Below are 11,413 nucleotides of genomic sequence, written 5' to 3' on the forward strand. Positions count from 1 at the left end.
CCGCCCGAGGGCGCCGCGGACATCCGGTTCATCGGCAACGCGACCCTGCTGATCCGCTACGGCGACCTGACCCTTCTGACGGACCCCAACTTCCTCCACCGCGGCCAGCGGGCCCACCTCGGCTACGGACTGGTCTCGCGCCGGGTCACCGAGCCGGCCCTCGACGTGACGGAACTGCCGCACGAGGACCTGGACGCGGTCGTCCTCTCCCACCTCCACGGCGACCACTTCGACCGGGTGGCCCGCCGGGGCCTGGACCGCGGCCTGCCGTTCCTCACCACCCCGCACGGATCCCGCGTCCTGAAGGGCCTGTACGGCTTCCGCCGGGCCACCGGCCTGCACACCTGGCAGACCCACACCCTGCGCCACGGCGACTCGACGGTCCGCATCACGTCGCTCCCCGGCCGCCACGCCCCCGGACCCGCCCGCTTCCTGCTGCCCCCGGTGATGGGCAGCCTGCTGGAGTTCGGCGACCGCGCGGGCGAGACCCGCCTCGTCCTCTACCTCTCCGGCGACACCCTGATGTACGAGGGACTGCGCGAGAGCGCCGAACGGTACCCGGACATCCACCTGGCCGTCCTGCACCTCGGCGGCACGACCCTGCCCGGCGGGCTCGTGGTCACCATGGACGCCGGGCAGGGCACCGACCTGCTCGACCTCCTGCGCCCCCGCCGGGCCATGCCCGTCCACTACGACGACTACACGGTCTTCCGCTCCCCCTGGGGGACTTCCTCACGGAGGCCGACCGCCGGGGCCACACCGCCCGCCCGCGGCGGTGCGCACCGGGCGAGCACGTGACGGTGGGCGCGGAGGCAAGGGCCTGACGGCGCGGGCGAGAGAGACGGAAGGGCGGTAAGGGAGGGAGGGGAGGGCAGGGGGCTTGCCCGGCACACTGTGGCCCCAGGAAGATCGTCGTCCGTGCGCCTCAACGAACTCAACGCCCACGAACGCCGGTTGTGGGACGCCTACCCGCAGGGCCGACCCGTCGAAGCCCCGGTCGGCCCGGCCGGCCCGGACGGCGGGGTCGGCCCGGACGGCGGGGTCGGCCCGGTCGGCGGGGTCGGCCCTGCGGCACCCGCCCCACAGATCCGGTCCGACGTCGTCGCGGCCCTGCTGCTGGGCGCCCACGCCGGGCACGCGCCGGGCGACCGCCCCGCGCTCCGCCTGACCGGTGCGCGGATCACGGGCCTCCTGGACCTCCGGTTCGCGGAGATCACGGCACCGGTCGTCCTGACCGGCTGCCGTTTCGACGAGGCACCGCTGCTGCAGGGCGCCCGGACCCGGGAGCTGGCCATGACGGACTGCACCCTGCCCGGACTCGTCGCCGACACGGCGCAGATCGACGCGAGGCTGGTCCTCACCGGCTGCCGCCTCACGGGCCCCCTGACCCTCACCCGCACCCAGATCAACGGGGACCTGGACCTGCGCGACACGAAGATCGCCTTCCCCGACGGCGAGGCGATATCGGCGGTCCACGCCCAGGTGGGCGGCGACGCACTGTGCACCAACCTGGCCGTGGAGGGGACGTTCCGGCTGTCCGGAGCGGCCATAGAGGGCGAGTTCGACCTGGAGGGCGCCTCCCTCCGCGCCCCCGGCCGCCACGCCCTGGACGCCTACCACGTGCGGGTCGCCGAGGACTTCACCTGCCACCCCGGCTTCAGCGCCGAGGGCCGGATCATCCTCTCCGGCGCCACGGTCGCGGCGGCCATCGGCTTCTGCGGGGCCCGGCTGAGCAACACCGGTGACGTCGCCCTGGAGGCGGTGGACGTCACGGTCGCCCGCAACTTCGACCTGGGCCTCGGTCTCACGGTCGACGGCGCGGTGAAACTCGACGGCACACAGGTCGGCACGGAACTCAGCCTCCGCGACGCCGAACTGGCCCACCCCGGCGGCACCGCCCTGTCCCTGCGAGCGACCCGGGCCCGGGAGACCGACCTGCGCACCCGCCGCCCGGTCGACGGTGTGGTCGACGCGCGCAACGCCCACCTCGGCACGCTCCACGACGCCCCGGACACCTGGCCCGCCGACCTCCGCCTGACCGACACGACGTACGACACGCTGGCCTCGCCCCTGCCGGCCACCGAACGAGTCCGCTGGATCCGCCGCTCGCCCGGCGGCTACCTCCCCCAGCCCTACGAGCAACTGGCGGCGGCCTACCGGCGTCTCGGCCACGACGACGAGGCCCGCACGGTCCTCCTGGCCAAGCAACGCCACCGCCGCGCCGGTCTCCCCGCGCACACCCGCCTCTGGGGCCACGTCCAGGACGCCGCCGTGGGCTACGGCTACCGCCCCCTCCGCGCGGGCCTGTGGCTCCTCACCCTCCTGGCCTGCGGGGCCCTGTACTTCGCCCTGCACACCCCCGCTCCCCTCGAGCCCGGCAAGGCACCCCCCTTCAACGCCGTCTTCTACACCCTCGACCTCCTGGTCCCGATCGTCACCTTCGGCCAGGAGCCCGCCTTCGCCCCCCGGGGCACCGGCCAGTGGCTCTCCTACGCCCTGATCGCGGCCGGCTGGATCCTGGCGACGACGGTCACGGCGGGGGTGTCGCGGGCGGTCAGCCGGCAGTGACCGGGCACGGAGTTCACTCGTAACGCAGGCGCAGCGACTCCCGTTCGGCCTCCTCGACCTGGCCGACGGTCAGGCCCGGCAGGTTCAGCTGGGCCAGCGTCACCTCGGCGCTGGTCGGCTGGGCGTCGGCAGCCGGCCACCGCTCCGGTCGCCAGGCGTCGGCGCGCATCAGCGACATGGAGGCCGCCCTCGATGCCATCGGCGACGGCAACGAACTACGCACCGACCACCATTGGGGCGACTACGCTCTGGGGGCGCTACTGCCTGCACCCGAGATCGACATGAGCGACACCGACATCGACGCGACCCTAGCCCGCGCCCGAGAAGGCTGGCTGCACCCCGACAACCTCGAGGGCCTTGTCGCGCGTTGGGTAGGGATCGCCCGGCAGGAACCCAAGGCCCTCGACGCACTCGCGAAACTCGGCAAGTGCGCTCCGCTTGAATGGCAGCGGGACACAGGGCTCACCTTGGCGGAGCAATTGGTCGACGGCAACTATGGCGTCATCGCCAACAAGTGCTGGTACGTCACCGACTGGCTCAAGACACTGCACTCACGCGATGCAATGCTGCCGGATCACATTGCACGGTGGCGACGCCTCGTCGATGGGCTGGCAGCAGCAGGTGACCATCGGGCAGCCACCTTGCAACTAATCGAAGAGTGACCTCACGGTGCGAGGCTCGCCGACATGACGTCCTCGGCCTCCTTAGTTGAGGACTGACTGCATCGCGGATCAGCTCGGGCGGTGGGTCACTGATGGGCATTTCGCGCACGACTGCACTGTGGGTGCACGATTCCTGCCCGAAGATCGACGGCTCCACCACGGTCGGGGCATGCGAGACCTCGTGCTGTCAGACCGAAGCGGGCAGAGCCGAGAGGCGATCGCGGAACGCCCGTACGGCCGGCACCGCGGCATGCGGTTCGAGGTAGCGGCTGAACTTGGTCAGCCGGACTTGTGCCCGGTCGGAGCGGACACGGTTTTCCAGCAGCTCCAGTCCGACGCTGGCGGCGTCGAGAGCGCCGTCGAGGTCCCGGGCGGCCAGCCGGGCTGTGGCGAGGCGGCCGGAACGTACGGCCCGGTCACGCGGGACCGCCTGTTCGACGGCTACCGCGAGGGCGCTGGTTGCTCGCTCGGGGAAGCCGGAGCGGAGCATGATCTTGCCTTCGGTGGATTTGAGCTGGGCCTCGCCGTACCAGCCGAGCCAATCAGGGCGGTCGCCTTCGAGGTGGGCGCCCCACAGGTCGTAGGCCCGGTTGAGGGACTTGCCAGCCGCCTCGTGCTGGGTGTCTCGGGAGAGGGCTTCGGCCTGGTGGAGGTAGAGGTACGAGGCCGCCGCCGGCGGGAGGGCCGACGGGGCGTTGCCGATGGCGGTGTCGATCAGCTTCACGCGCGCGGCTGTGTCACCAGCGTCGGAGACGTGGACGCCCATCTCGGCCAGGATGAAGGCACCGAAGCCATCGTCCTTGGCACTGTGAGCGCTGCGGAGGGCTCCGACGTAATAGCGCTGGCCGAGGGAGCGGAGGCCCTTGTCGTAGGCCATCCAACCGGCGAGGTACGACACCCGGGCCGCCGTGGCGTACAGGCGGTGCTCGACGGCGTCGGTGTAGCGCCCGTGGTCGAGGAGGCTGGTGATCAGTGCGAGATCACTGGTGGCCTGGTCCAGGAGCCGGGCGCCGCCCATCTGGTCGTCGAGGGTACGGAGGGTGTTTACGCGCGCTTCGATGGTGGTCACCATGGCATCGGTGACGCGGTCGCCGTCGATTGCCGAGGCGAACGCCTCCGGTGCGGCTGCCCAGTTGGCGGCGACTCCCGTCAGCGCACCGCCGGTGATGGACAGGAAGCCCCGACGATCCATGTGGCCGCTCCTGACCAGATCAGCCAATACCTTCACGGTGCCGGCCGGAGTCCACGGGGCCGCCAGGGCTGTCGACTCCCAGGCCGGCAGCCATCGAGGCCAGGGCACCGAGCGTACGTGTTCCTCGGGGACGCCCAGCAGGTCGGCGAGCACCCGCTGCGCGTCCGTGTCAGGCGCCTGCCCCTGCTCCCACTTCCAGACCGTCGTCCGGTTGGTGGCCAGCGGTACGCCCAGCTCGCCCCCGCGTTCGCGCATGAGCCGGGCTAACTCGGCCTTGCCCCAGCCCTTGCCTTCTCGCACGTAGGTCAGTGGGTGCAGAGCCATCGGGTCAGACATCCCACCCTCCCCTCAGGTTGGTAGTCAGGAGGCTACTCCCCGTGGGTGCGAGAAACGGGGGTTTCTCTCGCTGGAGGAGCCCCCTGGAAACGTTCCGGGCCCGTGGTCCACGGCCGTTCACTGGGCCTCACGCCGTTCGGAGCTGAGCACCCGGGTTAACCGGCTCCCCCGCCCCGCTCCGGACGGCTCCCAGGACCGCAGCCCGTCATCGACGTCCCTCGCGTGGGTGGCGGGCTGCATACCCCCGAGGAGATCGTGATGAGCCAGCCTCTGCCCGTCCGTACGCCCGGCGACAGCGGACGACAGCACACGGTTCCCGAGCCGCCGGCCGGTCCGAGCCCGGCCCTCCGAGCCCGCGCCGAATCCGGGTGGGAGAGATTCCTCCGTCGCGGAACGAGCGACCGCGAGGAGTCCGAGCAGTGAATCCAGTCGACGCCGAAGGCCGGGAGGACCACCCCCTCCTTCACCGCATGGTCCGCGACATCGCGAGCCGGGGTGAAGGGGAGCTGACGGCCGTCGTCCACGAGAGGCACGGCGGCCGGCTCATCCGCATCGCCCACATCCAGCCCGTGAACGGCATCGCCTGGTCGACCGCGGCCGACAACGTCGGGCCCGCCCGATGAGGCAGCGCCTCGCTGTCGTGGCCTACGTGATCGTCGTCAGTGCGCTCGTCGTCACCTTGGCCATCGCCGGGACCCCGGACCACTGAGAAACGGGAGGAGCACCATGAGACGCACCGCGAATCGCGGATTCAACCACCGCCAGGCCCTGACCGAGGAGTGGTTCCGCACCCAGGTTGTTCCTCGCGTGTCCGGCGCGCGGTTTCTCCCTTACCAGGTGCGGCAGTTGCGGCATGAGCACCTTCCCGCGATGTTGCGCGCAGAGGACAGGAAGAGCCTGGCCCGCATCGCCAGCGACTTGGTCAAGGTCTCCGCGCGGTGGCGCTGCCTGCCGTTCCACTACTTCCGCTACGGCAGCTACAGGCGTGAGGTGTCCGTCGAGAGTGCCTGCTCGTTCCTGCCGGAGACGGCCCTGTTCCATCGGCTCCTTCCCCGAGTGAACCGGGACGCGATCGACCTGGACGACAAGACGTCCTGCAAGAGGATCCTCGCCTCGGCCGGCATCCCGCAGCCCGCGCTGATCGCGAGCGGTGACCGCCGCGCGGGTGTGACGTCCGCTGGTGATGTGGTGCGGCTGACGGAGGTCCTCGGCCACGCTTCCGGACTCGGTCGTGTGGTGGTCAAGCCCTCCCGGTACTCCAGCGGTGGGTCCGGCATCGTGATCGTGCGGCCTGGTGAGGACGACTTCGACTTGCCGGCCTACGCGCAGCGGTGGGGCACGTGGCTGGTGGAGCAGCACGTTCCGCAGCATCCCGACTTGGACGTGCTGAACCCGTATGCGCTCAACACGTTCCGCGTGATCACCCTGCTGCGGGAAGGCGGCGCCGAGGTCCTGTACGTGATGCTGAAACTCGGCGGTACCGAGAGCACCACGGACAACTCCGCCGCCGGCGGCATGCAGATCCGTGTTCATCCCGATGGAAGGCTCGACCGTCACGGGTACGACCGGTGCTTGAACGCGCTCACCCGGCACGGGGTCAGCTCGGTGCCGTTCGCCGACCACCGGATCTCCCGCATGGCGGAGGTCCGAGAGCTGGCCGAACGCTGTGCCCGCTTGTTCCCGCAGGTGCCCTTCATCGGCTGGGACATCGCTCTCACGCCCGGCGGCCCTGTGGTCATCGAGGGCAACAGCAGCCCTTCCCTCGCACATATCCAGCGCACCCATGGTGGCGTCGCGCTGGAGCTCGTTCCCGCGCTCCGCTCCGTGATGGACCGCCCGATCATCTGACCAAGGAGTTCCCGTGGAAAACCTGAGAATGCAGGCCCGCGCCGCGGCCGGAGGTCTGCTCGACACACTCAAGACGATGCCTGAGGTCCAGGCGCTCTACGTCCTGTCCTCCTCGGCGGTCGCGCCCCGCAACGTCACCCGATTCAGTACCGACTCCGACTTCGATCTGGCCGTCATCCTCGATGTCCCGATCAAGGAGGACGAGTGGAGGGCGAGGCCGGCGGACACGTATGCCCTGGTCCGCGACCGGCTCCCCGCCTGGATCCCGGAGTTCAGCTTCCACCTGCCGGTCCCCTGGGGACGCATGGAGGTCAACGTCCACCAGCTCCTCTTCCAGTACGAGGCCGACCCCCGAACGACGTGGAACAGCGACAAGTGCGACGCCTACGGGAACAAGGGCGAGCCGCTGTTCGACCGCGAAGAAGCCTTCGGGGCGATGATCTCCCACAAGACGCGCGAGCAGCTCCAGCGCCTGGAGGGCGAGACCTACCGGCTGCACAACCGGATCACCTGGGACGTGCGCGAGATCCCGCTGCGCATGGCGCGGCGGGTCGGAGTGCCCACGGGCCACTTCGTCCTCTCCGGGGCGCTGGACGAGGTCGTGGACTGGATGTACGCCCGCTCGGGCCAGCTGCTGCCGAACATGAAGTGGAAGCTGTACTCCCTCGGCGCACTCGGCCTGATCAGCAGCGAGCAGGAGAACCTGCTGATCGAGGCCCAGCAGTGTGACCCGCTGTCGATGGTCGACCTGGAGCGGCGGTGCGAGGCCCTGAGCGAGTTCTGCCGCGTGGTCGGGATGGACCTCAGCCCCGGGGCGATCGAGGCCGTACGGAAGGCGTACCAGCAGGCCAACCACCACCTTCTCGGGGAAGATGCGGCGATCTTCGCCACCCTGCCGTCCCCGCGGTTCGTCCCCTTCGGCGAGAGCGGCGGTTCCAGTTAGACGCTTATGTCCGGGCGTCAGTACGCTGCGTGATTCGCTTATACAGGAGGCATGATGTCGATCAAGGTCCACAACACGCTGACCGGCCAGGTCGAGGAGTTCCGCCCCGAGCGGGAGGCCGAGGTGCGGATGTTCGTGTGCGGACCCACCGTGTACGGCCCCAGCCACGTCGGGCACGCGAAGACGTACACGCAGTTCGACTTCATCGCCCGGTACCTGGAGGCGAGCGGGTACAAGGTCACGTACCTCCAGAACATCACCGACGTCGACGACAAGATCATCCGGCGGTCGGCGGAGCAGAGCGTCCCGCCGGAGGAGATCGCGGCCCTCTTCGAGAAGCAGTACCTGGAGGACATGGCCGCACTGGGGAACACCCGTGTCGACGTCCACGCACGGGCCCACGACCACATCGACGCGATCGTGGACCAGATCAAGCGGCTGATCGAGCGTGGCCACGCCTACAAGCTCGATGACGGCTGGTACTTCGACCTGGCGTCGTTCCCCGCGTACGGCAAGCTCTCCGGCCGCACCGATCTCCGTCCCGAGGACTCGGTGTCGCGGATCGACGACAACTCGAAGAAGCGCAACCCGGGCGACTTCGCCCTGTGGAAGGGCCGCAAGGACGGCGAGCCGTTCTGGGAGACCGACCTGGGACCGGGCCGGCCGGGCTGGCACATCGAGGACACCGCGATCACGGAGACCTTCTTCGGGCCCTCGTACGACCTGCACGGCGGCGCCGTCGACCTCATCTTCCCGCACCACGAGGCCGAGGTGGCCCAGATGGAAGCCGCCTCCGGCATCGAGCCCCTGGCCCGCTACTGGATGCACACCGGTCTGCTGCGGGTCGACGGCGAGAAGATGTCGAAGAGTACCGGCAACTTCCTCACCATCCGCGACGCCCTCGCCCGGACGGACTTCCGCACCCTGCGGCACGCCTTCCTGTCCCAGCACTACCGCTCCTCCATGGAGCTGAACGACTCCACCCTGGAGCAGGCCCGAGGGGCACGCCGCCGGATCGAGAACTTCGCCCGGACCATCGACCCCGCGCACACCGACAGCCCGGCGAACAGCGCACGCGCGACGGACGCCTGGAAGGAGATGCGCGAGCGCCTGGACGACGACTTCGACACCCCCGGTGCCCTCGCCGCCCTGTTCCAGTACATCCGCGAGCAGAACCGCAAGGAGGAGCCGGCCGGCCCGGCCGCCCTGCGGCTGATCGAGGACGTGAACAACCTCTTCGGAACCTTCGACATCCCCGGCGCTGCCCAGAGCGACGCCGCCGTCGACGAACTCGTGAAGGAACGCGACCGGCTCCGTGCGGCGAGGAAGTTCGCCGAGGCCGACGCGATCCGTGACCAGCTCACCCAGCAGGGCGTCGTCCTTGAGGACTCGCCCGAAGGCACCCGTTGGTGGAAGGAGAGCACCACATGACCTGGAAGAGCCGCTTACCGCTCGTCGTAGAGAGCGCCATCCCTCTCAGCCTCTGCGGAGCGCTGATGGACCACGTGAAGAGCCACACCGCCCGCCCCCGCACCTACCAGGGCGTCATCGACGAATCGCTGCGCAAGAGCGAGTACGTCGAGATCCCGACGCACCTGGAGGAGGCGGTCATCTCCCACTGCGCTGCCCACCTACGCAGCCACTTCGAGATCGTCCCGAAGCGCATACCCACTCAGCCGGCGGTCGTCTACCGCTACGGCCCCGGCGTCGGCTTCGTCGCCCACCACGACGAGGTCACCGACATCGAGCGCGAGCGGGCCCGGACCAACGGACAGCCCGTCGTCGGCGGCGACCTCACCCTCGTGGTCTGGCTCAACACGCCGGACTCCTACGGCGGAGGCGAGCTGTTCTTCGAGAACCCCACCCAGGAGATCAAGCCCCCCTGCGGCAGCCTGGTCGCCTTCCCGGCTACCCGCGACCACATCCACGGCGTACGGCCGATCACGAGGGGCGAACGCGTCACCCTCGTCGTACGCGTCGATGCCGAACGCCTCTGAGCAGAGGCCAGTTCCCCTGTCAGCCGGGGCAGCGCGGCTGCCAGGATGAACGGTATGACGACGATCAACGGTGAGGTAGCGCCCGGATTCGAACTGGTCCGCGAGGCGTTCGCAGCGAACTTCACCCAGCACGGGGACATCGGCGCGGCCGTGTGCGTCTACTGGCACGGCCGGCCGGTGGTCGATCTGTGGGGTGGCGTCGCCGATGCTGACACCGGCCGTCCGTGGGAACGGGACACCTTGCAGCTGGTCTACTCGGCGACCAAGGGGGTCACCGCGACCGCAGTGCACATGCTGGTCGAGCGCGGCATGCTCGACCTCGACGCACCGGTGGCGAAGTACTGGCTGGAGTTCGCGGCGAACGGCAAGGCGGACATCCCCGTCCGCTGGCTCCTGTCCCACCAGGCCGGCCTGGTCGCCCTGGACGAACCGCTCCCGCTGTCCCAGGCACTGGCCTGGGACCCCATGACAGCAGCGCTCGCGGCCCAGCGCCCGCTGTGGACTCCGGGCACTGCACACGGGTACCACGGCCGGACCTGGGGCTGGCTGGTAGGCGAGGTGATCCGCCGAGTCTCCGGCCGCTCTCCAGGCCGCTTCTTCGCCGACGAGATCGCGCAACCCCTCGGTCTGGACTTCTACATCGGCCTGCCGGCGAACGAACGCGACCGAGTCAGCCGCATGGCGTACAAGCGCCCGGCCGTCGACCTCACCACCGTGCCCGCCGAGGAGGTTCCTATGGAACTCCGCGAACAGGTCGCAGCCTGGCGCGACCCGAACTCCTTCAGCAACCGGGCCTTCGCGGTCACTGACCCGGCCGCGATCGACTTCGACTCCCCCGAGGTGCAGGCCGCCGAACTCCCGTCCTCCAACGGCATCGGCACCGCACGCTCACTGGCCCGCATGTACGCCGCACTGATCGGCGAAGTCGACGGCGTACGTCTGCTCGCCCCGGAGACCTTGGCGTCCGCGACCGAAGAGCGGGCTAGCGGCAAGGACCAGGTGCTGATGTTCCCGAGCCGATTCAGCACCGGATACATGCTCCCCACCGAGGGCAACCTCATGACCGGCCCCAACGCCTTTGGCCACACCGGGCGCGGAGGCTCACTCGCCTTCGCCGACCCCGAGCGCGGCATCGCCCTCGGGTACGTGATGAACCACATCATCAACGGCTCCGACGATGTCCGTGCGGCTGTGTTGGCCGACGCGGTGCGGAAGTCAGTGGGGTGAGCGTGCGGGCGCCCCTCTACCGTTGCCGCCCTGGCCCTCACGTAAGTCAGGGCCAGATGGATCAAGGCCGATTCCGGCGGTTGCGCCACCAGCGACGGATACGAGCGATCGGCCCGCGCCACGCATCTAGAATTTCGTCGATCTCGCGGCCGAGCTTTGTACCGAAGCCGAGAGCCAAGCTGATCAGTGAGAATGCAGCGAGGACGCTGAGGGTGACCCTGTCCAATGTCCAGCCCTTCCAACAAGGCCGGACAGAACATGCGCGCGCTCAGTCCGGCCACCAACAGGTGACGAACTGAGATCGCGCCGGTGCAGCGACTCAGGGTGGTGCTCCCGGGTGCAGGCCGGGGGAATGTGTTCCTCGGTTCGGGTCAGGCAGGCATGCGGTTGCTCTCCGCAAAAGAGGTATGAAAATCCTGGAATGCCACCGGACACTCCAGGGGACCCCAACTTGGGTCCCCACCCTCTGGCGCTCTTTCGAAGCGCCCACTGCCACCGGGCTGCCGCCCGGCAGGCAAGACTTTAGCGCCGATGGGCTTCCCACGGGGACTGTAAATCGTTCGGTGTAACTCCCGATCATGGAGGATGCATCGATGACCAGTGAGAACGTAGCTGAGCCCGGAGCTGTTGAGCTTTCGAA

The 11,413-nt window shown here is 69.4% G+C and carries 9 protein-coding genes and 2 pseudogenes; 9 read left to right on the top strand and 2 right to left on the bottom strand.

What is annotated here, in order from left to right; translation table 11 throughout:
- Positions 1–21: 21 nt before the first annotated feature.
- Both ACIQFU_RS27035 and ACIQFU_RS27040 read left to right on the top strand, forming a co-directional pair.
- Positions 22–824: pseudogene (locus tag ACIQFU_RS27035) on the top strand (MBL fold metallo-hydrolase).
- Between the two features lie 94 nt (positions 825–918).
- Positions 919–2,568 carry an oxidoreductase gene (locus tag ACIQFU_RS27040; protein ID WP_402554765.1) on the top strand — a complete coding sequence of 550 codons (1,650 nt, stop codon included), beginning with the start codon at positions 919–921 and terminating at the stop codon, positions 2,566–2,568.
- Between the two features lie 13 nt (positions 2,569–2,581).
- Here the strand turns inward: ACIQFU_RS27040 and ACIQFU_RS27045 are convergent.
- Positions 2,582–2,743: pseudogene (locus tag ACIQFU_RS27045) on the bottom strand (pyridoxamine 5'-phosphate oxidase); the annotation flags it as partial.
- 1 nt (position 2,744) lies between these two features.
- Between ACIQFU_RS27045 and ACIQFU_RS27050 the strand changes: the two are divergent.
- Positions 2,745–3,230, top strand: coding sequence for a hypothetical protein (locus tag ACIQFU_RS27050; protein WP_402554766.1), 486 nt, complete (start codon positions 2,745–2,747; stop codon positions 3,228–3,230).
- A gap of 187 nt (positions 3,231–3,417) precedes the next feature.
- Here the strand turns inward: ACIQFU_RS27050 and ACIQFU_RS27055 are convergent, their stop codons facing one another.
- Positions 3,418–4,758 (bottom strand): transcriptional regulator, encoded by a 1,341-nt coding sequence (locus ACIQFU_RS27055; protein WP_402554767.1) that lies wholly within the window; start codon positions 4,756–4,758, stop codon positions 3,418–3,420.
- Positions 4,759–5,177: 419 nt separating this feature from the next.
- Between ACIQFU_RS27055 and ACIQFU_RS27060 the strand changes: the two genes are divergently transcribed.
- The 6 genes from ACIQFU_RS27060 (at position 5,178) to ACIQFU_RS27085 (ending at position 10,773) form a co-directional block, all read left to right on the top strand.
- Complete coding sequence (locus ACIQFU_RS27060) at positions 5,178–5,381, top strand: hypothetical protein (RefSeq protein ID WP_402554768.1); 204 nt, start codon at positions 5,178–5,180, stop codon at positions 5,379–5,381.
- Positions 5,382–5,484: 103 nt separating this feature from the next.
- Complete coding sequence (locus tag ACIQFU_RS27065) at positions 5,485–6,606, top strand: sugar-transfer associated ATP-grasp domain-containing protein (protein WP_402554769.1); 1,122 nt, start codon at positions 5,485–5,487, stop codon at positions 6,604–6,606.
- 13 nt (positions 6,607–6,619) lie between these two features.
- The gene (locus ACIQFU_RS27070) at positions 6,620–7,549 is read left to right on the top strand and encodes a hypothetical protein (RefSeq protein ID WP_402554770.1); all 930 of its coding nucleotides are present in this window, start codon (positions 6,620–6,622) and stop codon (positions 7,547–7,549) included.
- A 51-nt stretch (positions 7,550–7,600) separates the two neighbouring features.
- Positions 7,601–8,980, top strand: coding sequence for a cysteine--tRNA ligase (cysS, locus tag ACIQFU_RS27075; protein ID WP_402554771.1), 1,380 nt, complete (start codon positions 7,601–7,603; stop codon positions 8,978–8,980).
- Positions 8,977–9,546, top strand: coding sequence for a 2OG-Fe(II) oxygenase (locus ACIQFU_RS27080; protein WP_402554772.1), 570 nt, complete (start codon positions 8,977–8,979; stop codon positions 9,544–9,546). The genes cysS and ACIQFU_RS27080 overlap by 4 nt, the downstream gene beginning before the upstream one ends.
- Before the next feature lie 54 nt (positions 9,547–9,600).
- Positions 9,601–10,773: a serine hydrolase domain-containing protein gene (locus ACIQFU_RS27085; protein WP_402554773.1), complete on the top strand. Its 1,173-nt coding sequence runs from the start codon at positions 9,601–9,603 to the stop codon at positions 10,771–10,773.
- Positions 10,774–11,413: the final 640 nt, after the last annotated feature.

The sequence above is a fragment of the Streptomyces sp. NPDC093065 genome (genome assembly GCF_044754585.1).
Classification (GTDB): Bacteria; Actinomycetota; Actinomycetes; order Streptomycetales; family Streptomycetaceae; genus Streptomyces.